Source organism: Staphylococcus sp. HMSC035D11 (assembly GCF_001836075.1).
GTDB lineage: Bacteria > Bacillota > Bacilli > Staphylococcales > Staphylococcaceae > Staphylococcus > Staphylococcus hominis.
The window spans coordinates 36,088-59,458 of sequence record NZ_KV827287.1; the positions used below are offsets into that span (position 1 = coordinate 36,088).

20 protein-coding genes and 1 tRNA gene are annotated in these 23,371 nt (G+C 31.8%); 18 read left to right on the forward strand and 3 right to left on the reverse strand.

Going from position 1 to position 23,371, the window contains the following annotated elements; all coding sequences use genetic code 11:
* The coding region (locus HMPREF2647_RS10810) for a nucleotidyltransferase family protein (protein ID WP_176746929.1) at nt 1–421 on the reverse strand (421 nt) is incomplete at its 3' end.
* A 126-nt stretch (nt 422–547) separates the two neighbouring features.
* On the opposite strand from HMPREF2647_RS10810, the gene HMPREF2647_RS10815 reads away from it, so the two are divergent.
* The 5 genes from HMPREF2647_RS10815 (at nt 548) to pheT (ending at nt 6,028) form a co-directional block, all read left to right on the forward strand.
* Nucleotides 548–1,102 carry a YceD family protein gene (locus HMPREF2647_RS10815; protein WP_017175724.1) on the forward strand — a complete coding sequence of 185 codons (555 nt, stop codon included), beginning with the start codon at nt 548–550 and terminating at the stop codon, nt 1,100–1,102.
* 84 nt (nt 1,103–1,186) lie between these two features.
* Nucleotides 1,187–1,360: a 50S ribosomal protein L32 gene (gene rpmF / locus HMPREF2647_RS10820; RefSeq protein WP_001830121.1), complete on the forward strand. Its 174-nt coding sequence runs from the start codon at nt 1,187–1,189 to the stop codon at nt 1,358–1,360.
* Nucleotides 1,361–1,475: 115 nt separating this feature from the next.
* Nucleotides 1,476–2,216 (forward strand): TrmH family RNA methyltransferase, encoded by a 741-nt coding sequence (locus HMPREF2647_RS10825; protein ID WP_017175723.1) that lies wholly within the window; start codon nt 1,476–1,478, stop codon nt 2,214–2,216.
* A gap of 351 nt (nt 2,217–2,567) precedes the next feature.
* Nucleotides 2,568–3,626 carry a phenylalanine--tRNA ligase subunit alpha gene (pheS, locus tag HMPREF2647_RS10830; protein ID WP_017175722.1) on the forward strand — a complete coding sequence of 353 codons (1,059 nt, stop codon included), beginning with the start codon at nt 2,568–2,570 and terminating at the stop codon, nt 3,624–3,626.
* Nucleotides 3,626–6,028 carry a phenylalanine--tRNA ligase subunit beta gene (gene pheT, locus HMPREF2647_RS10835; protein WP_017175721.1) on the forward strand — a complete coding sequence of 801 codons (2,403 nt, stop codon included), beginning with the start codon at nt 3,626–3,628 and terminating at the stop codon, nt 6,026–6,028. The genes pheS and pheT overlap by 1 nt, the downstream gene beginning before the upstream one ends.
* Before the next feature lie 438 nt (nt 6,029–6,466).
* On the opposite strand, the gene rnhC is transcribed toward pheT, so the two are convergent.
* Complete coding sequence (gene rnhC / locus HMPREF2647_RS10840) at nt 6,467–7,393, reverse strand: ribonuclease HIII (RefSeq protein ID WP_017175720.1); 927 nt, start codon at nt 7,391–7,393, stop codon at nt 6,467–6,469.
* Nucleotides 7,394–7,606: 213 nt separating this feature from the next.
* Between rnhC and zapA the strand changes: the two genes are divergently transcribed.
* From zapA to HMPREF2647_RS10905, 13 genes are all read left to right on the forward strand, one after another.
* Nucleotides 7,607–7,873: a cell division protein ZapA gene (zapA, locus tag HMPREF2647_RS10845; protein ID WP_017175719.1), complete on the forward strand. Its 267-nt coding sequence runs from the start codon at nt 7,607–7,609 to the stop codon at nt 7,871–7,873.
* The gene (locus tag HMPREF2647_RS10850) at nt 7,874–8,395 is read left to right on the forward strand and encodes a CvpA family protein (protein WP_017175718.1); all 522 of its coding nucleotides are present in this window, start codon (nt 7,874–7,876) and stop codon (nt 8,393–8,395) included.
* Between the two features lie 73 nt (nt 8,396–8,468).
* A complete protein-coding gene (polX, locus tag HMPREF2647_RS10855; RefSeq protein WP_070860101.1) occupies nt 8,469–10,181 on the forward strand; it encodes a DNA polymerase/3'-5' exonuclease PolX in 1,713 nt (570 codons plus the stop codon).
* 9 nt (nt 10,182–10,190) lie between these two features.
* A complete protein-coding gene (locus tag HMPREF2647_RS10860; protein ID WP_070860103.1) occupies nt 10,191–12,542 on the forward strand; it encodes an endonuclease MutS2 in 2,352 nt (783 codons plus the stop codon).
* 180 nt (nt 12,543–12,722) lie between these two features.
* Complete coding sequence (gene trxA, locus HMPREF2647_RS10865) at nt 12,723–13,037, forward strand: thioredoxin (RefSeq protein WP_002449989.1); 315 nt, start codon at nt 12,723–12,725, stop codon at nt 13,035–13,037.
* A 96-nt stretch (nt 13,038–13,133) separates the two neighbouring features.
* The gene (gene uvrC / locus HMPREF2647_RS10870; RefSeq protein ID WP_017175715.1) at nt 13,134–14,918 is read left to right on the forward strand and encodes an excinuclease ABC subunit UvrC; all 1,785 of its coding nucleotides are present in this window, start codon (nt 13,134–13,136) and stop codon (nt 14,916–14,918) included.
* A gap of 421 nt (nt 14,919–15,339) precedes the next feature.
* Complete coding sequence (locus tag HMPREF2647_RS10875) at nt 15,340–15,954, forward strand: succinate dehydrogenase cytochrome b558 subunit (RefSeq protein ID WP_017175714.1); 615 nt, start codon at nt 15,340–15,342, stop codon at nt 15,952–15,954.
* An 80-nt stretch (nt 15,955–16,034) separates the two neighbouring features.
* Nucleotides 16,035–17,801 carry a succinate dehydrogenase flavoprotein subunit gene (sdhA, locus tag HMPREF2647_RS10880; protein WP_049379537.1) on the forward strand — a complete coding sequence of 589 codons (1,767 nt, stop codon included), beginning with the start codon at nt 16,035–16,037 and terminating at the stop codon, nt 17,799–17,801.
* A complete protein-coding gene (sdhB, locus tag HMPREF2647_RS10885; RefSeq protein ID WP_029376803.1) occupies nt 17,801–18,658 on the forward strand; it encodes a succinate dehydrogenase iron-sulfur subunit in 858 nt (285 codons plus the stop codon). The genes sdhA and sdhB overlap by 1 nt, the downstream gene beginning before the upstream one ends.
* Nucleotides 18,659–18,833: 175 nt before the next feature.
* Nucleotides 18,834–19,631 carry a glutamate racemase gene (gene racE, locus HMPREF2647_RS10890; protein WP_054105445.1) on the forward strand — a complete coding sequence of 266 codons (798 nt, stop codon included), beginning with the start codon at nt 18,834–18,836 and terminating at the stop codon, nt 19,629–19,631.
* Nucleotides 19,632–19,661: 30 nt separating this feature from the next.
* Nucleotides 19,662–20,243, forward strand: a complete 582-nt coding sequence (locus tag HMPREF2647_RS10895; protein WP_017175711.1) for an XTP/dITP diphosphatase — start codon at nt 19,662–19,664, stop codon at nt 20,241–20,243.
* Entirely contained in the window at nt 20,243–20,755 is a 513-nt protein-coding gene (locus HMPREF2647_RS10900; protein ID WP_070860105.1) for a YfcE family phosphodiesterase, read from the forward strand. Before HMPREF2647_RS10895 ends, HMPREF2647_RS10900 begins: the two co-directional genes overlap by 1 nt.
* Before the next feature lie 223 nt (nt 20,756–20,978).
* Nucleotides 20,979–21,052, forward strand: a tRNA-Arg gene (locus tag HMPREF2647_RS10905).
* Between the two features lie 71 nt (nt 21,053–21,123).
* On the opposite strand, the gene HMPREF2647_RS10910 is transcribed toward HMPREF2647_RS10905, so the two are convergent.
* The gene (locus tag HMPREF2647_RS10910; RefSeq protein ID WP_256326500.1) at nt 21,124–21,738 is read right to left on the reverse strand and encodes a tyrosine-type recombinase/integrase; all 615 of its coding nucleotides are present in this window, start codon (nt 21,736–21,738) and stop codon (nt 21,124–21,126) included.
* Between the last annotated feature and the right edge of the window lie 1,633 nt (nt 21,739–23,371).

A 23,371-nucleotide genomic window follows, 5' to 3' on the forward strand; every position in this document is an offset into this window, starting at 1 on the left:
CATTTATAATTTTTGCATAATTACTACCTTCTTTTACTTTTTGATTAAAAGTTGAACTATGTTCTAAATTGATTATTTCATTTGCAACGTTTTTAAGGCGAGTTATATCAGGTGTTTCACTTCCAAAAGCAATAGTATTAACATCTAGATAACGAGCAACTTGAACAGCTATTTGTGCAAAATAATCACTTGAAGAAAGACTAGCGATAAGGGGTAACTCAACAACTAAATCGACATTGGAAAGTGCCATTTGTGTACGTAGGAATTTGTTATAAATAGCAGGTTCACCTCTCATAACGAAATTACCACTCATGATTGCAATAGAGATCTCTGCATCGGACTGTACTTTAGCTTGTTGCGCATGATAAGCATGACCGTTATGAAATGGATTATACTCTGTAATCAATCCAACACTTTTCATTTGCAATTCGTCCTTTCAGTATTCATTATTAGTATTGTAACAGATAATAAGATGTTAAGAAAAAATCTTGACAACTTATAATAGTAAAGTTAAAATAAATTTTGTGTTTGTTAGAGGTGAAGCCATATGAAATGGTCAATAACGCAATTGAGAAAATATCAAGGTAAACCTTTTGAATTCAATGAAAAGGCGAACTTTGACGATTTAATAGAACCTTTAGGTCTGATTGATTTATCAGAGATGAATATCGAAGGTGAATTAACCATAAAATCAAATGAAGTGATAGCAGATATGCATGTTACTGGTACGTATACTATGCCTTGTGCTCGTACATTAGTGCCTGTAGATGTGCCACTTGATGTCAGAACTTCCGAAATATTTGATTTAGAAGGTTATAATAGTTATACCGATGAAGAAGTAGATGAAGATGAACATTATCATCTTGCTACAGATGGTATGATTAATATCCGAGATATTGCTAAAGAATTGGTTATTATTGAGAAGCCAATGCGTGCATTTTCTGAGAATAGTGATCAAATGCTTACAGAAGGTAACGGTTGGGAAGTTATTGATGAAGAACAAGCGCTTGAGCTTGAGCACTCTAAAGATAACGACGATTCCCAAACACGCCAAGTTGATCCTAGGCTTCAAAAATTACAACAGTTATATGATAAAGAGTAATAGCAGGTTAATTTAATTTATAGTATAATAATTAAATGACCGAATACTTGAGATTATGTGTTTTAATATTAAGGAGGATATATCATGGCAGTACCAAAAAGAAGAACGTCTAAAACTAGAAAAAATAAACGTCGTACTCATTTCAAAATTTCAGTACCTGGTATGACTGAATGCCCAAACTGTGGCGAGTACAAATTATCTCACCGCGTATGTAAAAACTGTGGTTCTTACAATGGTGAAGAAGTCGTTTCTAAATAATTTATATCTATTTAAAAAAGGTGGAATACGAATTCATTATGAATTCTATCCCACTCTTTTTTTATATTATCTCAATTTATACCATTGCTATCAAAAATAATTTGGAGAGACTATTATGGAACAAATTACTTCAACACAAAATAATAAAATTAAATTAGCAAATAAACTTAAAAAGAAAAAAGAACGCGATAAAACAGGATTAGCTCTCATCGAAGGCATACATTTAATTGATGAAGCATTTAAAAGTAATATGATGATTAAACAATTATTTGTAATTGAGCCAGAAAGAACAGATTCTAGACTTTTAGAGTATGCAAAAGAAGCTTACGAAATTAATATGAAAGTGGCTGAATCATTATCAGGGACTATTACACCGCAAGGTTTTTTTGCAGTCATTGAAAAACCTAAACATGATATCTCAAAAGCGAAACAAGTGTTATTACTTGATCGTATACAAGATCCTGGTAACTTAGGCACGTTAATTCGTACAGCAGATGCTGCGGGTATAGATATGATTGTAATGGAAAAAGGTACAGCAGACGCATACCAAGATAAAGTAATGAGAGCCAGTCAAGGAAGTGTATTTCATATTCCTATTGTCACAACAGAATTAAATAAATTTATTGAACAATTTGATGGCCCAGTATATGGTACAGCCTTAGAAAATGCTGTGTCCTATAAAAACATCGAATCGCAAGACACATTTGCCTTATTACTTGGTAATGAAGGAGAAGGTGTTAATAAAGAATTATTAGCACATACCTCGCAGAATCTTATTATACCTATATACGGCAAAGCGGAAAGTTTAAACGTGGCGATTGCTGGAAGTATTTTGCTTTATCATTTGAAAGGTTGACCTTTTGATTTAAAATCGACTATACTTAATTGTATACAAAATTAAAATAATATGTTTATTAAAGATAAATATAAACCGATAAAAAGACGTAAACTAAATGATTAATTGCACAGGGAAAGTAAGCGTGACTGAAACTTACTTCAATTTACATTAGTTTTTTTCACCTTTTTGGTTACTTAAAGAAATTTAAGTCGGAGTGCATCTTCGTTAACAATGCTAACAAGTGTATGCTTAGGCATAAATTTGGGTGGTACCACGGAAGGCTTTCGTCCCAGTTATTTAGGGATGAAAGTCTTTTTTTAATTTAATAAAGTAAATTTTATGATAAATAGAAAGTATGAGGTGTAAGTCATGACTCAAAATGATTCAATGACAGAATTAAGACAACAAGCTTTAGTAGATATTAACGAAGCGCAAGATGAACGTGCTTTACAAGATGTCAAAGTAAAGTATCTAGGAAAAAAAGGCTCTGTAAGTGGTTTAATGAAAAATATGAAAGATTTACCAAATGAAGAAAAGCCAGCTTATGGACAAAAAGTAAATGAGTTAAGACAAGCAATTCAAAATGAACTTGAAGAAAAACAAGAATTATTAAAAAATGAAAAGTTAAACCAACAACTTGCTGAGGAAACAATTGATGTTACATTACCTAGTCGCCAAATTAATATTGGCTCAAAACATCCATTAACTAGAACGGTTGAAGAAATTGAAGATTTATTCCTAGGATTAGGATATGAAATTGTTGATGGATACGAAGTAGAACAAGATTATTATAATTTTGAAGCTTTAAACCTTCCTAAATCACATCCAGCCCGAGATATGCAAGATAGTTTTTATATTACAGATGAGATTTTAATGCGTACGCACACGTCTCCAGTGCAAGCACGTACAATGGAAAAACGTCACGGTCAAGGACCAGTAAAAATTATTTGTCCTGGGAAAGTGTATCGACGAGATTCAGATGATGCTACACATAGTCATCAATTTACACAAATTGAAGGTTTAGTAGTAGATAAACATATCAAAATGAGTGATTTGAAAGGAACGTTAGAGTTAGTAGCTAAAAAATTATTTGGTGCTGATCGTGAAATTCGATTACGACCAAGTTATTTCCCATTCACAGAGCCATCAGTGGAAGTAGACGTCTCTTGTTTCAAATGTAAAGGTAAAGGATGTAATGTATGTAAACATACTGGATGGATTGAAATCTTAGGTGCAGGTATGGTACATCCTAATGTTCTAGAAATGGCCGGTTTTGATTCAAATGAATATTCTGGCTTTGCATTCGGTATGGGGCCAGATCGTATAGCAATGTTAAAATACGGAATCGAAGACATTCGTCATTTCTATACAAATGATGTGAGATTCCTTAATCAATTTAAAGCTGTAGAAGATAGAGGTGAAGCATAATGTTGATTTCAAATGAATGGTTAAAAGATTACGTAGATGCTGGTGTACCTGCTAAAGACTTAGCTGAGCGTATTACACGTACGGGTATTGAAGTAGCAGATATTATAGATTACTCAAAAGATATTAAAAATGTAGTAGTAGGATATGTAACATCTAAAGAAAAACATCCAGATGCAGATAAATTGAATATCTGTCAAGTTGATATAGGTGAAGAAGAACTTGTTCAAATTGTTTGTGGGGCACCTAATGTTGATGAAAATCAATATGTGATTGTGGCTAAAGTAGGTGGACGTTTACCTGGAGGTATTAAAATAAAACGTGCCAAATTACGCGGAGAACGTTCGGAAGGTATGATTTGTTCCTTACAAGAAATTGGTGTCTCAAGTAATGTTGTACCAAAAGACTATGAAAATGGAATTTTCGTATTTCCTAGTGAAGTGACACCGGGAACTGATGCATTAGACGCATTATATCTTAATGATCAAATTATGGAATTTGATTTAACACCTAACCGTGCAGACGCTTTAAGTATGGTGGGAACTGCATATGAAGTTGCAGCATTATATCAAACTGAAATGACTAAACCAAACACAACGCTTAACGAAACTGAAACTTCAGCAACAGATGAGTTATCAGTGACAGTTGATAATCCTGAAAAAGTTCCTTATTACAGTGCAAGAGTTGTTAAAAATGTGAGAATTGCACCATCACCTATCTGGATGCAAGCACGTTTAATTAAAGCTGGTATCCGTCCAATTAATAATGTAGTTGATATTTCTAACTATGTATTACTTGAATATGGTCAACCACTTCATATGTTTGATCAAGACCATATGGGTTCTAAAGATATCGTTGTACGTCAAGCGAATGAAAATGAAACAATGACAACATTAGACGATACTGAAAGAACGCTTATTGATACAGATATCGTTATCACAAATGGTAAAGAACCTATTGCATTAGCTGGTGTTATGGGTGGAGATTTTTCAGAAGTGACTGATCAAACAATGAATGTCGTAGTAGAAGGTGCGATTTTTGACCCTGTATCTATCCGTCACACATCACGTCGTTTGAATTTACGTAGTGAGTCTTCAAGTCGTTTTGAAAAAGGTATTGCAACAGAATTTGTTAATGAAGCAGTCGATAGAGCTTGTTATTTACTTGAACATTATGCTTCTGGTGAAGTATTAAAAGATAGAGTGGCACAAGGGGATTTAGGTTCACTTGTTACGCCAATTGATATTACTGCGGAAAAAGTAAATCAAACAATTGGTTTTAATTTATCAAATGATGAGATTAAAGCTATTTTCGAACAATTAGGATTTAAAACGATTCAAAATGCCGATACTTTAACAGTATATGTACCTTCACGTCGTAAAGATATTTCAATTAAGGAAGATTTAATTGAAGAAATAGCAAGAATATACGGATATGATAATATTCCTTCAACTTTACCAGTGTTTGATGATGTAACTAGTGGAAAATTGACAGATCGTCAATATAAAACGCGTACGGTAAAAGAAACACTCGAAGGTGCAGGATTAAATCAAGCCATCACATATTCACTTGTGTCTAAAGACCATGCCAAAGATTTTGCATTACAAGAACGTCCTACAATTAGTCTACTTATGCCAATGAGTGAAGCGCATTCTACATTACGTCAAAGCTTATTACCACATTTAATCGAAGCAACAACTTATAACGTAGCACGTAAAAACAAAAATGTAAGATTATATGAAATTGGACGTGTGTTCTTTGGTAACGGCAAAGATGAATTACCGGATGAAATCGAATATTTAAGTGGTATTCTAACTGGAGAATATGTAGTTAATACTTGGCAAGGTAAAAAAGAAGAGATTGATTTCTTTATTGCTAAAGGTGTAGTCGATCGAATTGCTGAAAAATTAAATTTAGATTTCACTTATAAAGCTGGCGAAATAAAAAGTCTTCATCCAGGTAGAACTGCGATTGTTTCATTAGAAGGTAAAGAGATAGGGTTTGTAGGAGAATTACATCCTCAATTAGCAGCTGAAAATGATCTTAAACGCACATATGTATTTGAATTAGACTATGATGCAATGATGCAAGTAGCTGTAGGTTACATTAATTATGAACCAATTCCAAAATTCCCTGGTGTGTCAAGAGATATCGCTATGGAAGTAAAACGTGACATGCCTTCATCAGAATTATTAGACATTATTCATGAGAATGGTGAAGACATTCTAAAAAATACACTTGTATTTGATGTGTATGAAGGTGAACACTTGGAAGAAGGTAAAAAATCAGTAGCCATTCGTTTAAATTATTTAGATACTGAAAATACACTTACAGATGAACGTGTTTCTAAAGTGCATGATAAAATTTTAGAAGCATTAAAAGCTAAAGGCGCTACAATTCGATAATAAATTAAAGAAGAGATTGGGATATACATCCTAAAAAAATAGCCAGTAAATGAGTTTATTATAAAGTCATTTACTGGTTTCATTATTTACAATACTTTGTATAGTTGGTTCGCTTTATTAGGGAATAAATTTAGTCTGTAGTCTTTAGCGTATCTTATTTTATCAAGAGTCGCACTAAAATGCTTTTTTTATGTAATTTTACATTGAAATACTTTTAAAAAATAAGGTCCTTTCGTATAATTTAATAAACTTCATTAAATTAACGAGGTACCTTATGTATAAAGATTCTAACATGACTCAACTTACTTGACCGATAGAAACTTCAGCACTTGTTCCCGCAAACGATGTGTCACGATATGTAAATAAAAGTGTTGAAACAATTCTCGATACTGAATTTGATGAATTTAGACATCATCGTATAGCATTCTAAAATGTTCTTTATTGATACTTTTTATTAACCAACGTCCATGCTTTATCACGATTTTTAAAATGTTTTTTTGAAATAGAATCTAACTTACTAATATTATATTTTTCAATAATTTGAGCAGCGATTAAATCTACTTTATGACTCGCGCCTTTTGGAATATCAAAATGCATCATTTTTGATATTGAATCCATGTGCTTAATAAAAGCATAGCGAGAAATGATACTTGCTGCTGCAATAGCAAGGGATTTAGATTCTCCCTTTGTTTCAAATTTTGTTTGATTTGGAAAAGGTAAGTCGCTTAGAGCATAACGCTTGTAGACGTTACGTTCTGCAAATTGGTCAATGACAATGTAGTCTAATGCTTTAGTATCTATCTTGTTAGTTACATTTTTTATCGCTTCATTATGAAGGACTGCTTTCATTTTTACTTGAGACCAACCTAGTGCTTGTCTTTCATTATATTTAGTATTGTTTAATGTAAGTAATGAATGAGGAATAAAGGTAATCAGTTGTTCTGCAAGTTCTATAATTTTAGTGTCTGTTAATTTTTTCGAATCATCTACGCCTAGCGTTCTTAAAATATCTATATGCTCTTTAGATACAAAAGCAGCACAAACCGTTAATGGACCAAAATAATCGCCACTTCCCGCTTCATCACTACCAATACAGTTATAATCATTATATGTTATATTATGTAAATCATCTGCCTTTGAAGATTTTGAATTAGTTACAGAATCAGTAGTACAAAATTGACGCGCTATATGTTCAGCATGTTTTCCTTGAAACATAACTTTACCAGAATTGTAAATACTAATGACAGTGTCATGATATTTGGTTCTTGCTTTCATCCCATTAGGTAAATTGGATGTACTAAAGTTAATTTGGTTCAACAGTTGCTCAATATCTTGATTAGTTAATTTATGTACTACATTTCCCATAAAATGTTTAAACCTCTCTTTTAAAATTCTAATAGATATACTTTAACATAATGAAGATAAAAACGTAGGTTTAGTGGTATAAATAAATAGTATTTTAAATCTATAATTACAAATAAGAGACGCTCATGTATAATAATAATAATCTACTTATTCACTCAACAAAACATTAGTCAAAGAAATTTAAAATATTATCAAAAGTCAGGAGTTAATACAATGGGAGAATTTAAAAATCGTATTAATGTATCGATCAATGATCAAAATTTTACGATTATCGGTGACGATGATCCTGAACACATACGTTATGTAGCACATTTAGTAGATGAACAGCTAAGATTATTAGGACGTAAATCAGCAGGATTAGATACAACAAGAAAAGCAATTTTAACTGCAGTGAATATCATGGACGAAAAAGTGAAATTGGAAGAAGAAAACGAAATATTAAAACAAATGATTTATGAATTAAAACAACAGGATAGCTAAATGACTATAGATTTAGTAATGATACTTATTATTTTGATGTATATGATAATTGGTTTTAGAAGAGGCCTTTGGCTGAATAGTCTTCATTTGTCGTCTACGCTTGTCTCACTATTCATTGCGCATCGTTTTTACCAATATATATCAAAACAAATGATTGTTTTTGTTCCATTTCCTAAAACAGTTGCTTTTGATACGCACTTCGCATTTCAATATCATGATGTACAACAACGTTTTGATACTATTGTGGCATTTTTATGTATTGCTTTTATAAGTAAGTTGCTTTTATATCTTATTATTGTAACTTTTGATAATATAGTGTCATATCATAATATTCATGTTACAAGTCGAATATTGGGAAGCTTATTAGGTAGTATTGCCAGTGTGATTGTACTGCAACTTGTTTTATATTTAGTATCTTTATATCCTAATGAATGGATTCAAGAAAGTTTAAAACACGGTTATTTAAGCCATATTATTCTATTTAAGATGCCGTTTTTATCATCTTATATACTAAATTTATAAATAAAAAAAGATAAAAGGTCAGGACTAGGTGATGGATATAAACCTCCTGGTCTCTTTTTATGGAGTGAATGTAATGACAAAGAAAGATGTAATTCAACTACTAGAAAAAATTGCTATATATATGGAATTGAATGGAGAAAATACGTTTAAAGTATCTGCTTATCGTAAAGCAGCACAAAGTCTTGAAATAGATGAACGTTCTTTAGATGAAATAAAAGATGTTACTGAATTAAAAGGAATTGGAAAAGGGGTAGGAGAGGTCATTAGCGAATATCGAGAAACAGGTACCTCATCAACTTTAAAAGAATTGCAACGTTTAGTTCCTGAAGGATTAATTCCTTTAATGAAAATTCAAGGTTTAGGTAGTAAAAAAATTGCAAAGTTGTATAAAGAGTTAAATATTACAGATAAAGAACATCTTCAAGAAGCTTGTGAAGCGGGAAAAGTTAGTGAACTAAGTGGATTTGCTAAAAAAACGGAACAAAACATACTTGAAGCAGTAAAAGCACTAGGAGCTAAAAAAGATCATTATCCTATTGATTTGATGCGACATTTAAATAAAGATATTATGACTTATCTAGAACAATTAGAAGAAGTTGAACATTATTCTGAAGCAGGTAGTTTCCGTCGTTATAAAGAAGTAAGTAAAGATTTAGACTATATTATTAGTACACGACACCCTCTTCATGTACAACAACACCTTTTAAATATTCCAAATAAAGTGAAAGAAGTCGCAGTTGGAGAAACGAAAGTGTCACTTGAATTGGAATATGATGATGAAACGATTGGTGTAGATTTTAGACTTGTTGAACCAGAAGCCTTTTATCATACCTTACAGCACTTTACAGGTTCCAAAGATCATAACATTCGCATTAGACAACTTGCTAAAGCACAAAATGAAAAAGTGAGTGAGTATGGTATCGAACAACAAGATGGAACGTTACTCCAATTCCAAAGTGAAGATGAAATTTACCAACACTTCGGTAGACATTGGATTGCTCCAGCAATGCGTGAAGATGGCAGTGAGTTTGATCGTGATTTAAATTCAATCATTACATTAGATGATATTAAAGGTGATCTTCATATGCATACAACGTATAGTGACGGCGCTTTTTCTATACGAGAGATGATTGAAGCAAACATTAAAAAAGGCTATGAATACATGGTCATTACGGATCATTCAAAGAGTTTAAAAGTTGCGCATGGATTACAAGTTGAACGATTATTACGTCAAAATGAAGAAATAAAAAATTTGAATGAAGAATACACAGAAATAGATATTTACTCAGGTACAGAGATGGATATTTTACCTGATGGATCATTAGATTATGAGGATGATATACTATCGCAACTTGACTATGTTATTGCAGCTATTCATCAAAGTTTCAATCAATCTGAAGAAGAGATTATGCAACGCCTAGAACATGCATGTCGTAATCCTTATGTTAGACATATTGCACATCCAACTGGTCGTATTATTGAGCGACGTGAAGGGTATCAACCTAATATAGAACAGTTGATGCAACTTGCAGAAGAAACACAAACGGTAATGGAAATTAATGCTAATCCAAAACGATTAGATTTAAATGCTGCCACTGTAAAAAAATATCCAAATATTAAATTAACAATTAATACAGATGCTCATCATGTGGATCATCTTGATTTTATGAAATATGGCGTAGCTACTGCGCAAAAAGGATTTGTAAATAAAGATAGAGTGATTAATACAATGACGCGTGACGCTTTTAAAAACTTTATTAATAATAATATTAAATTACAGAAATAGAGGGATTGTATGAGACAAAAAACATTAGACGTCTTAGAGTTTGATAAAATCAAATCATTTGTAGCTTCTGAAACGATAAGTGATTTAGGACGTGAAAAAGTGTCTAAAATGTCTCCAGCAACTGATTTTGAAACTGTAGAATTTCAAATGAATGAGACAGATGAAATATCACAAATTTATAATAAACATCGTTTACCTAGTTTAAGTGGTTTATCAAAAGTATCACCATTAATTCACCGTGCTAAAATTGGTGGAGTGCTTAATGTTACCGAATTAAATGTGATTAAGCGGTTGATACAAGTACAAAATCAATTTAAAACATTTTATAATCAACTGCTTGAAGAAGATGAAGGCGTCGTAAAGTATCCAATTTTAAATGAAAGAATGAATCAACTACCTGCACTTACTGATTTATATCAAGAAATAAATGAAAAATGTGATGCTTACGATTTATATGATAATGCAAGTTATGAATTGCAAGGTATTCGAAGCAAAATATCAAGTACGACTCAACGCATTAGACAAAATTTAGATCGTATTGTTAAAAGTCAAGCTAATCAAAAGAAACTTTCAGATGCCATTATTACAGTGCGAAATGATCGCAATGTGATACCGGTAAAAGCAGAATATCGACAAGATTTTAAAGGGATTGTGCATGATCAATCAGCTTCTGGACAAACCCTTTATATTGAACCATCTTCTATTGTTGAAATGAATAATCAAATTAGTCGATTAAGAAATGATGAAGCAGTAGAACGTGAACGTATATTAACAGAATTAACAGGTTTCGTAGCTGCTGATGATGATAATTGTTTAGTGGCAGAGTCGGTTATGGGTCAAATTGATTTCTTAACGGCTAAAGCGCGCTATGCACGATCAATTAAAGGGACAAAACCTACTTTTTATAAGGAAAGAACGGTTTATTTACCTAATGCTTATCATCCTTTATTGAATAAAGATACAGTCGTAGCAAATACAATTGAATTTATTGATGATATTGAAACGGTTATTATTACGGGACCTAACACAGGTGGTAAAACTGTCACTTTAAAAACGTTAGGACTTATCATTGTGATGGCTCAATCCGGGTTACTCATTCCTACATTAGATGGTAGTCAATTGAGTGTATTTGAAAACGTATATTGTGATATAGGTGATGAACAATCGATTGAACAATCGCTATCTACGTTTTCATCACATATGAAAAATATTGTAGAAATTTTGAAAGAAACGGATAAAAATAGTCTTGTTTTATTTGATGAATTAGGTGCTGGAACCGATCCGAGTGAAGGTGCAGCTTTAGCTATGAGTATTCTCGATCATGTGAGGGAGATTGGTTCACTAGTTATGGCAACGACACATTATCCAGAGCTTAAAGCTTATAGTTATAATCGTGAAGGCGTTATGAATGCAAGTGTTGAGTTTGATGTGAATACATTAAGTCCGACTTACAAATTATTAATGGGTGTTCCTGGACGTTCCAATGCCTTTGATATTTCTAAAAAATTAGGTTTAGGATTAAACATCATTAATAAGGCTAAAACAATGATTGGTACAGACGAACAAGAAATTAATTCAATGATAGAATCATTAGAGAAAAACTCTAAACGTGTGGATGAACAACGTATTGAGCTTGAAAAATTATTGAGAGAAGCACGAACGACGCATGATGATTTGGAACGTCAGTATCAACAATATAAAAATTATGAACAAAAATTAATGGATGAAGCTAAAGATAAAGCAAATCAGCGCATTAAATCAGCTACAAAAGAAGCAGATGACATTCTAAAAGATTTAAGAGAAATGCGAGATAAAAAAGGGGCCGACGTTAAAGAACATGAATTAATAGATAAGAAAAAACATTTAGAAGATCAATATGAAGCTAAATCCTTAAAACAAAATGTAAAAAAACAAAAATGGGATGATATTCATGCTGGCGATGAAGTTAAAGTATTATCTTATGGCCAAAAAGGCGAAGTATTAGAATTAAGCGGAGAAAATGAAGCTGTAGTTCAAATGGGTATTATCAAAATGAAATTACCTATTGAAGATTTAGAAAAAACGAAAAAGAAAAAAGAAAAACCAACGAAAATGGTGACACGCCAAAATCGTCAAACTATTAAAACAGAATTAGACTTAAGAGGCTATCGTTATGAAGAAGCGGTTGGAGCTTTAGATCAATATATTGACCAAGCTGTATTAAGTAACTATGAACAGGTTTATATTATTCATGGTAAAGGTACTGGTGCACTTCAAAAAGCAGTTCAAAATCATTTAAAAAAACATAAAAGTGTTCAATCTTTTCGTGGTGGAATGCCAAGTGAAGGCGGATTTGGTGTTACAGTAGCAGAACTTAAATAATATAAAACTAGAATGTTGATTTTTTTAAAATTTGACGTACAATAAAGCAAGCGTTTAATCTTAACACAAGTTTATGACAAGATTAATAAATAGTGATAAAGATGAGCAAGAGCAATGCAGATATATGGAAAGTCTGTTATAATTTGCTCATCATTTAATATTTAAGGAGGATTGGCAATTATGGCAATCGTAAAAGTTACAGATTCAAATTTTGATGAAAACATTCAATCAGGTGTTAAATTAGTAGATTTTTGGGCAACTTGGTGTGGACCTTGTAAAATGATCGCCCCTGTGTTAGAAGAATTAGCTGGAGACTATGATGGTAAAGCAGACATCTTAAAATTAGATGTAGATGAAAATCCATCTACTGCTGCTAAATATGAAGTAATGAGCATCCCAACTTTAATCGTATTTAAAGATGGAGAAGCAGTAGATAAAGTAGTAGGTTTCCAACCTAAAGAAAACTTAGCAGAAGTTTTAGATAAACATCTATAATATTTAGTACAATTATAAAAGAATGGGGCATTACATGTTATGTAATCGCTCCGTCTTTTTTATGTGAACGTCAAGTTAATAGAAAGGAGGAGACGGATGACCGACTACGAAGAAAAAATTAGAGATAAATTAAGTGTCGTCCCATTTGAACCAGGCTGTTATTTAATGAAAGATCGAAATGACCAAATTATTTATGTAGGTAAAGCAAAACGATTACGAAATCGACTACGTTCTTATTTTACTGGTGCACATGATGCAAAAACTACACGTCTTGTTAGTGAAATTCGCAACTTCGAATTTATTGTAACTTCAAGTGAGACAGAATCATTATTACTTGAGTTGAATTTGATTAAACAATATCAACCTCGCTACAATATTTTATTAAAAGATGATAAAAGTTATCCTTTTATAAAGATTACTAAAGAAAAACATCCACGTTTACTTGTGACTCGTACAGTAAAAAAAGGTACAGGAAAATATTTTGGACCTTATCCTAATGCATATTCAGCACAAGAAACTAAAAAATTATTAGATCGTATTTATCCTTTTAGAAAATGTGATAATATGCCTGATAAATTGTGTCTATATTATCATATCGGTCAGTGTATGGGACCATGTGTGTATGATGTAGATCAACAAAAATATGCACAAATGACACGTGAAATTACTGACTTTTTAAATGGAGAAGATAAAACAATTCTTCATAATCTTGAAACACGCATGCTAGATGCTAGTGAGAAGTTAGATTTTGAACGTGCTAAAGAATATAGAGATTTAATTCAACATATTCATAATTTAACTAAAAAACAAAAAATTATGTCTTCAGATAATACAATTAGAGATGTTTTTGGATATAGCGTTTCTAAAGGTTGGATGTGTATTCAAGTATTCTTTATTAGACAAGGAAATATGATTCAACGTGATGCAACAATGATTCCTCTACAACAAACAGAAGAAGAAGAATTTTATACATTCATTGGACAATTCTATAGCTTAAATCAACATATTTTACCTAAAGAAGTACATGTACCGAAAAATTTAGATAAAGATATCATTCACTCTGTAGTTGATACAAAAATTGTTCAACCTGCGCGTGGAACAAAGAAAGAAATGGTTGATTTAGCTAATCATAATGCTGAAGTTGCACTAGAAAATAAATTCCAATTAATCGCTAAAGACGAGTCTAGAACGGTAAAAGCTATTGAAGAACTTGGTGAAAGAATGGGCATTCAAACACCGATAAGAATTGAAGCATTTGATAACTCAAATATCCAAGGTGTTGATCCTGTTTCGGCAATGGTAACATTTGTGGATGGTAAACCGGATAAAAAAGGATATCGTAAATACAAAATTAAGACTGTGAAAGGTCCTGATGATTATAAGTCGATGAGAGAAGTTGTACGTCGTCGTTATACGCGTGTACTTAATGAAGGTCTTCCATTACCAGATCTTATTATCGTTGATGGTGGTAAAGGACATATGTCTGGTGTCATAGATGTACTAGAAAATGAACTGGGTTTAGATATTCCTGTTGCTGGATTAAGAAAAAATGATAAACACCAAACATCTGAATTATTATACGGTACAAATGCTGAGGTTGTACCTCTAAAGAAAAATAGTCAAGCCTTTTATTTGCTTCATAGAATCCAAGATGAAGTACATCGTTTTGCGATAACATTCCATCGTCAAACTAGACAAAAAACTGGATTACAATCTGTTCTTGATACAGTAGAGGGTATAGGAAGTAAACGAAAAACAAAATTATTAAGAACATTTGGTTCCATTAAAAAAATGAAAGAAGCTAGTATAGAAGATTTAAAAGCTGCAGGATTACCTAAAAAGGTAGCTGAAAATCTACAATATGCTTTAAAAGAAGATTAATTTCAAAAAAAGGGGTATGACTTTGAATTTCATACCCCATACATTTAGAAAGAATGTTACAATATAGTTAACAAAAGGCTTATTTTTTTAAGAAAGTATGGAAGCGTTTTCTAAATGAGAAATATTATCATTTTATAGTAGTTACACAATTATCATGTAATACTTGTATATCTCATTTATTCGTCTTGTTTTTAATTATATTTACTTTTTTAAGACATACTTGTAGTTATGAAAAATAATAATACTCAAACTAATAAAAAGTAGATGTTTGATTTGTTTAATTTTCAGAAAATTTACAATCATTATAACTATTATATTTTTATGCATACGAGTACTAAATAAAATAGTAAATGCGTTTATAGTACTATCTTAAAAAGAAGCTATTTAAATTTATTATGTTTTATAACAGGGGGGACTCCTTTTGGCTAAGTCTAAAAATGAATTTTATCTTAGACGTCTTCATTCACTACTAGGGATTATTCCGATTGGTGCGTTTTTAATTGTTCATTTAATGATTAACCACCAAGCGACTCAAGGAGCTGAGGCTTTTAATAAGGCTGCAGGCTTTATGGAATCTTTACCATTTTTATTAGTAACTGAACTTATTTTGATTTACATTCCAATTTTATATCATGGACTATATGGTATTCATATTGCTTTTACTGCTAAAGAAAATATCGGCCATTATTCATTATTTAGAAACTGGATGTTTGCGCTACAAAGGTTAACAGGGATTATTGCTTTCGTATTCATCTTTGTACACCTATGGCAAACACGTTTACAAAAACTTTTCTTTGGTAAAGAAATCAGTTATGACATGATGCATCAAACGTTACAAAATCCAATTTGGGTTATCGTATACATTATTTGTGTTATTGCTGTCATTTTCCATTTTTCTAATGGTATTTGGTCATTCTTAGTGACTTGGGGATTTTTACAATCTAAAAAATCACAACGTATTTTCACATGGGTTTCATTAATTATTTTCTTAATTCTGTCATACATAGGTGTGACTGCAATTTTAGCTTTTGCATAAAAAATGAAAGTAAAAAAAGCATAGTTATAAAAGGAATCAATAGGTTAGTTTCAGATATATTTTAGGGGAGTGACAATTCTATGGCAGAGAAAAAAATTATTGTTGTCGGAGGTGGCCTTGCGGGGCTGATGTCAACAATTAAAGCTGCAGAACAAGGTGCACATGTGGACTTATTCTCAATTGTACCTGTTAAACGTTCGCACTCTGTATGTGCCCAAGGTGGTATTAATGGTGCGGTAAATACTAAAGGTGAAGGAGATTCACCATGGATTCATTTTGACGATACAGTATACGGTGGAGATTTCTTAGCGAACCAACCACCAGTCAAAGCAATGACTGAAGCTGCACCAAAAATTATCCATTTATTAGATCGTATGGGCGTTATGTTTAATAGAACAAATGAAGGATTGTTAGACTTTAGACGTTTCGGAGGTACACTTCATCATAGAACAGCATATGCTGGTGCAACTACAGGACAACAATTACTTTACGCTTTAGATGAACAAGTTCGTTCTTTTGAAGTTGATGGTTTAGTTACTAAGTATGAAGGATGGGAATTTTTAGGATTAGTTAAAGATGATGAAAATGCAGCAAGGGGTATTGTTGCTCAAAATTTAACTACTTCTGAAATTAAATCTTTCGGTTCTGATGCTGTTATTATGGCTTCAGGTGGTCCGGGTATTATTTTTGGTAAAACAACGAATTCAATGATTAATACTGGATCAGCTGCATCTATCGTATACCAACAAGGCGCTAAATATGCAAATGGAGAATTTATTCAAATACACCCTACGGCAATTCCTGGTGATGATAAATTACGTTTAATGAGTGAATCAGCACGTGGTGAAGGTGGTCGAATTTGGACTTATAAAGATGGAAAACCATGGTACTTCTTAGAAGAAAAGTATCCTGATTATGGTAACTTAGTACCACGTGATATTGCAACACGTGAAATCTTTGATGTATGTATCAATCAAAAATTAGGTATTAATGGTGAAAATATGGTGTATCTTGATTTATCTCATAAAGATCCACATGAATTAGATGTTAAATTAGGTGGTATTATTGAGATTTATGAAAAATTCACTGGTGATGACCCACGTAAAGTACCTATGAAAATATTCCCAGCAGTACATTATTCAATGGGTGGATTATATGTAGATTATGATCAAATGACAACTATTAAAGGGTTATTTGCTGCAGGAGAATGTGATTTCTCTCAACATGGCGGTAACCGTTTAGGTGCTAACTCGTTATTATCAGCGATTTACGGTGGTACAGTAGCAGGTCCAAATGCAATTAAATACGTTGAAAATATTGAAACATCATATACTGAGTTAGATGACAGTATTTATCAAAAACGTGTAGATGAAGAACAAAGACGTTTCGACGAATTACTTAATATGCGTGGTACTGAAAATGCTTATAAACTTCACCGTGAATTAGGCGAAATTATGACAGCTAACGTTACAGTAGTACGTGAAAATGACAAATTATTAGAAACGGATAAAAAAATTGTTGAGTTAATGGAACGTTATCAAAATATTGATATGGAAGATACACAAACTTGGAGTAACCAAGCTGTATTCTTTACACGTCAATTATGGAACATGTTGCAGCTAGCACGTGTTATAACAATTGGTGCGTATAACCGTAATGAATCTCGTGGCGCACATTATAAACCAGAATTCCCAGATCGTAATGACGATGAATGGTTAAAAACAACTTTAGCTGAATATCAAGGTGAATATGAAGCACCTAAATTCACATATGAACCTGTCGATATCAGTTTAATTCCACCACGTAAACGTGACTATACAAGTAAATCTAAAGGAGGTAAAAAATGATGGCTAACAATCAATCAGTAAAAGAAACTCCAGAAGAATTACGTCATACAGATGAACAACATAATCAAGAAACAACACATAAAGAAGAAAAACACACGCAAAAAACAGTTAAATTAATTGTTAAACGTCAAGATAACCAAGAAGCAAAATCGTATGAAGAAACATTTGAAATTCCTTATAAAGAGAATTTAAACGTGATTGCTTGTTTAATGGAAATAAGACGCAACCCTGTGAATAGTAAAGGAGAAAAAACAACGCCAGTAGTATGGGATATGAACTGCTTAGAAGAAGTATGTGGTGCTTGTTCAATGGTTATTAATGGTCGTGCACGTCAAGCCTGTTCAGCAATTGTTGACCAATTAGAACAGCCGATTCGTTTGGAACCTATGAGTACATTCCCAGTCATTCGTGATTTACAAGTCGATCGTACAAGAATGTTTGATAACTTAAAACGTATGAAGGCTTGGATTCCAATTGATGGTACGTATGATTTAGGACCAGGTCCACGTATTCCAGAAAAGAAACGTCAAACAGCATATGAATTATCAAAATGTATGACATGTGGTGTATGTTTAGAAGTGTGTCCTAATGTAACACGTAATAATAAATTTATTGGTGCACAAGCTATTTCACAAGTACGTTTATTTGATCTACATCCTACTGGTTCAATGACTAAAGATGAACGGCTGAATGCTTTAATGGGTGAAGGTGGTTTACAAGAATGTGGTAATTCTCAAAACTGTGTTAATGCATGTCCAAAAGGTATTCCATTAACAACGTCAATTGCAGCAATGAACCGTGAAACATCATTCCATATGTTTAAATCATTCTTTGGTTCTGATCATCAAGTAAATTAAATATGACATATTTGCCAGCAAAGTAAAAACTTTGCTGGTTTTTATTAATGGAGAATTCAATACGGATATAAATGTTTATTGAGTAAAATAAAAATGAGCAAAAATATCAATTAATGAATGATTAGGTTTGTCTATGGTAAAATAAACGTATTATGTATTATAAGGATGAATGTAAATGAATAAACCCATTGGTGTCATAGACTCAGGAGTTGGAGGACTAACTGTAGCTAAAGAAATTATGCGACAACTTCCTAATGAGACAATATATTATTTAGGCGATATCGCAAGGTGTCCATACGGTCCAAGACCTGGAGAAGAAGTAAAAACTTTTACGACGCAACTTGCTAATAAACTGATGGAATTTGATATAAAAATGTTAGTCATTGCTTGTAATACTGCAACTGCAGTGGCGTTAGGACATTTACAGCAGTTATTACCAATTCCAGTTATTGGAGTCATTGAACCTGGTGCTAGAACCGCTATTATGACTACAAAAAATCAAAAAGTTTTAATTTTAGGTACTGAGGGCACGATTAAATCAGAAGCTTACCGCCATCATATTAAAAGAATAAACCCAAATGTCGAAGTATATGGGGTAGCATGTCCAGGTTTCGTACCACTCGTTGAACAAATGCGTTATGATGACCCTACAATAACTAGTATTGTAATACATCAGACTTTAAAACATTGGCGTAACACAGATGCCGATACTGTTATTTTAGGCTGTACGCATTATCCATTATTATATAAACCTATTAATGATTATTTTGGTGGGAATAAAAAAGTTATTTCTTCTGGGCTTGAAACTGCACGTGAAGTAAGTGCATTACTTACGTTTAGTAATGAACATGCAAGCTATACGCAACATCCAAAACATCGATTTTTTGCAACAGGTGATACGGTTCATATTAAACATATCATTTCTCAATGGCTGAAATTAGATGTAGAAGTTGAACGTATAAAAGTAGATTAAATTTAAAACAGAAGTGAAAGGAAGATTTAAGTGGCAGACATTGTTATAGCTTCTAACAACAAAGGTAAAATAAATGATTTTAAAGCTATTTTTCCAAATGATAATGTTATTGGCATTTCAGAAATTATAAAGGACTTTGATGTTGAAGAAACAGGCACTACCTTTGAAGAAAATGCACGATTAAAATCTGAAGCGGCAGCTAAAGCACTCAATAAAAGAGTGATTGCCGATGATAGTGGTCTAGAAGTATATGCTCTAAATGGTGAGCCTGGTGTATATTCTGCACGTTATGCTGGTCTTGAGAAAAATGATGAGTCAAATATTGATAAAGTACTTAAAAAGTTAGAAGGTGAGACAAATAGAAAGGCACAATTTGTATGTGTCATTAGCATGAGTACGCCAAATGAACCAACACATATGTTCAAAGGAACTGTATCAGGAGAAATTACAACAGAACGTAAAGGTGATCATGGATTCGGATATGATCCTATTTTTTATCTTCCAGAGAAGAACAAAACAATGGCTGAATTAACTACAGAAGAAAAAAGCGATGTGAGTCATCGTGGAAATGCAATTAAAGCTTTAAATGAATTTTTGGAGCGTGAAAAATAATGTATAAATGGTTAATTGTAAGTGATAATCACACTGAATCTGGAATTCTGTATCAATTATACGACTATCATAAAGACGCAGATATATGCTTACATTTAGGAGATTCTGAATTTAAATATAATGATACTGAATTAAGCTTGTATCAACGTGTAAAAGGTAATTGTGACTTTTATCCTGAATTTCCAAATGAAGACATCATTGAAAAGAACAGTGTTAAAGCATTATACACCCACGGTCATCTTTATGGTGTAAATCAAACACGTATGCGTTTGGCTGAAAAAGCACAATCTCTTGGTTGTCAATTTGCGTTTTATGGGCATACACATATAGCTAAATATGAAAAATTAGGCGACGTCCATATTATAAATCCTGGTAGTATTTCACAGTCGCGTAGTAATATAGAAGAAACATACGCAGAACTACTTATAGAGGATGAAAGTAAAAAAGCTACGCTGAATTTTAGAAATAGAGATCATCAAGTCATACAATCAATAGAATTTGAAATTAATTAACTATTAAAAGGGCTAGGACTACAATGCAAGATAGTCTAGTCCTAGCTAATTTCAAATTTGATACCAAACATTTAGCTATTTAGTTTAACTAAATAGCAACGAAGAAAGTATGTGATTAGTTGCAATTATACGTAATTAGTGGAAAATATAAACTTTTTTTATATTAAAGCTATTGCTAAATAAGATTTCTTTAGATATAATAATACTTGTGTTAAAAAATAATGTCCTGGTAGCTCAGCTGGATAGAGCAATGGCCTTCTAAGCCATCGGTCGGGGGTTCGAATCCCTCCCAGGACGCTAATAAACCCCGTTAACCATTGTGGTTACGGGGTTTTTGTTATGTTTGGGGAAAATTTGGTGAAAACAATTTAAAGTTTATTCAAAAACTCAATCATATTTTTATCTTCACGTTCATAAGTTTCTTCTAATAAGTGTAGGTAAACAGATTGTGTGACCAATGTAGAAACATGACCTAATCTTTTTGATATATAATGTAAACTATAACCATTATGAATTAACACAGACGCATGTGTATGCCTTAAGGCGTTTATCGTAATAGATTTAATGCCTAAGTGTACACATGCTTTTTTTAATACCTTATTTACAGCAGTATTTGATATAACGTGACCATTTACTGTAAATACATAGCCATTAATATTGGCTGGTTTCTTCTCAATAAACTTTTTCACTTTATTTAGCGTATTTGTATCAATAGAGATAATACGATCTGATGTTTCTGTTTTTGTACTAGGCAAATGTATTTTGTTATCACCTAAGTAAAAATCATCACGCTGCATGTTTGCTATTTCAGAAAAGCGACCACCAGTCACTAATGCCATTAATAATACTAATGATGATGTAGTATCTTTTTGTTCTAAATAATGCTTAAGTTTCACATATTCAGTATGGCTAATAAACTTCAAATCTTCACTTTTGCTAGGATTAGCACCTGTGACAGTCGCTTTATATGTAGGATTACGCATAATTAAGCCTTCATGTATTGCTTGGTCACATACATTCCTTACATAACTGTTTAATTTTCTTGCAGTTTCTCTATTGTGATTTTTACCATATTCATATCTATTTGACATGTGATGAGGTAAAAGATGTAATTGCTGTATCTTATCTGTAGAATGGATTATTGAGAGTAAAGAAAATATACTAAAGTACAAAGATAGATCTAAAATTAATATGAATGTTCTCAAAGAAATTATTAGTAAATACTCAAAATCAGAGCAAGTAGTTATCATGACTTATATGAATTCTAACGGTCGATTTAGACCAACAAAATTAATAGATAGATTATGTGAAGAAATTTTTGAAAGAACAAATTAAAAACGAGGCCAACGTTTTAAAGAGCAAGAAAGAAAAAGAATATTGAGCATTATGAGTATGAGAAAGCCTATTAATACAATGAATAAAACAAAAGGTGCGTGACTACTATTGCTGCATGACATAGCAACAGTTAAAAAGAATATTGAAGAATACCGGAAAAATAAAAGGCAAAGTAATATAGAAGTTGTAGATACATCAATAGAAGACTTTTTTCTCTCTTGATACTAATGTTACTGATGAAGTCCAAAGTTTAAATGTAGAAAATTATGTATATATCAATAACTTAATAGACGAAGTTAATTTAGTAGCAACAGATAGAGAATTTAGTATTTTTTGATTAATCATTAGTGGTAGGGAATTCAAAGATATAGCGAAAATATTTAACCTAACTGTCCAAAGAATAAAACAAATATTCGATGAAACAATAGAGAAGTTATTTTATTGAACAGTTTCACAATAAAAAGAACGACACGAACGACGGGTTAAAAAAGAACATAGTCATTGTTGATTTTATACCTTTAATTTTTGAGAGATTTAAAACTATATAGAAACTATGAGCCTCTAAGTGTAGAAAATAATTATTAAGTTTAATAATTAAAATCAGCTAAAATACTATATATTACTACATTTCATATTAGGTTTTCTTAGGTAGTTAAATGTATATTGAATGTTAAGTATTAAATAAGAGTTTAATTTGTTAATATCTAAAGTAAAGGTTTGTTTTTCTATTTTTTTAAAATTTACCTTTTATTTGTGTTCTAAGAGTTATTAAATAAAAAGTATATGAAATCCTCTAAATGATCTAAAAAGTACCTTAAAATTACAAATAAGGGTATTTTGAATTTAATTAAGTTTTTGATTTTTTCTTTAGCTTAAAAGAATAAGGGAGTGATTTTATGAGTGTTGTTTGGCTTTCGATTATTGGCATGTGGTTTTGTATCGGAATAGCTTTTTTTGCTATCAAAATGAGTAAAAATAAAAAATAGAACACGTATTTATGCTGAGAAAAATTTATTAATGTTGAGAAGAACTTTTAACTAGTATAGCAATAGCATGCACTATTCGAAAAGTCGTTGATTTTGGTTTAATAAAGCTTTAGAGACTCAAAATTAATAAAGCATTTGGAATAAAGCAATATTGATTTATGATTTTTTTGAGTAGAAGGGAGTTTTTTATGAATAGTAATTATATTTCTATCGATTTTTTGAATGAAATACCGTTGTTTAATCATAACTTTTCTTTGATAAAGCATGAATTTGAACAATGGAATCAAGAGTATGA

Excerpts from the sequence above, each read along its gene's own strand:
- HMPREF2647_RS10850 (WP_017175718.1), top strand. The coding sequence starts at position 7,874 with ATGACTATAGATTTAGTAATGATACTTATTATTTTGATGTATATGATA.
- HMPREF2647_RS10825 (WP_017175723.1), top strand. The coding sequence starts at position 1,476 with ATGGAACAAATTACTTCAACACAAAATAATAAAATTAAATTAGCAAAT.
- pheS (WP_017175722.1), top strand. The coding sequence starts at position 2,568 with ATGACTCAAAATGATTCAATGACAGAATTAAGACAACAAGCTTTAGTA.
- trxA (WP_002449989.1), top strand. The coding sequence starts at position 12,723 with ATGGCAATCGTAAAAGTTACAGATTCAAATTTTGATGAAAACATTCAA.
- sdhA (WP_049379537.1), top strand. The coding sequence starts at position 16,035 with ATGGCAGAGAAAAAAATTATTGTTGTCGGAGGTGGCCTTGCGGGGCTG.
- pheT (WP_017175721.1), top strand. The coding sequence starts at position 3,626 with ATGTTGATTTCAAATGAATGGTTAAAAGATTACGTAGATGCTGGTGTA.
- rnhC (WP_017175720.1), bottom strand. The coding sequence starts at position 7,393 with ATGGGAAATGTAGTACATAAATTAACTAATCAAGATATTGAGCAACTG.
- rpmF (WP_001830121.1), top strand. The coding sequence starts at position 1,187 with ATGGCAGTACCAAAAAGAAGAACGTCTAAAACTAGAAAAAATAAACGT.
- zapA (WP_017175719.1), top strand. The coding sequence starts at position 7,607 with ATGGGAGAATTTAAAAATCGTATTAATGTATCGATCAATGATCAAAAT.
- HMPREF2647_RS10815 (WP_017175724.1), top strand. The coding sequence starts at position 548 with ATGAAATGGTCAATAACGCAATTGAGAAAATATCAAGGTAAACCTTTT.
- sdhB (WP_029376803.1), top strand. The coding sequence starts at position 17,801 with ATGGCTAACAATCAATCAGTAAAAGAAACTCCAGAAGAATTACGTCAT.
- polX (WP_070860101.1), top strand. The coding sequence starts at position 8,469 with ATGACAAAGAAAGATGTAATTCAACTACTAGAAAAAATTGCTATATAT.
- HMPREF2647_RS10900 (WP_070860105.1), top strand. The coding sequence starts at position 20,243 with ATGTATAAATGGTTAATTGTAAGTGATAATCACACTGAATCTGGAATT.
- racE (WP_054105445.1), top strand. The coding sequence starts at position 18,834 with ATGAATAAACCCATTGGTGTCATAGACTCAGGAGTTGGAGGACTAACT.
- uvrC (WP_017175715.1), top strand. The coding sequence starts at position 13,134 with ATGACCGACTACGAAGAAAAAATTAGAGATAAATTAAGTGTCGTCCCA.
- HMPREF2647_RS10910 (WP_256326500.1), bottom strand. The coding sequence starts at position 21,738 with ATGCGTAATCCTACATATAAAGCGACTGTCACAGGTGCTAATCCTAGC.
- HMPREF2647_RS10860 (WP_070860103.1), top strand. The coding sequence starts at position 10,191 with ATGAGACAAAAAACATTAGACGTCTTAGAGTTTGATAAAATCAAATCA.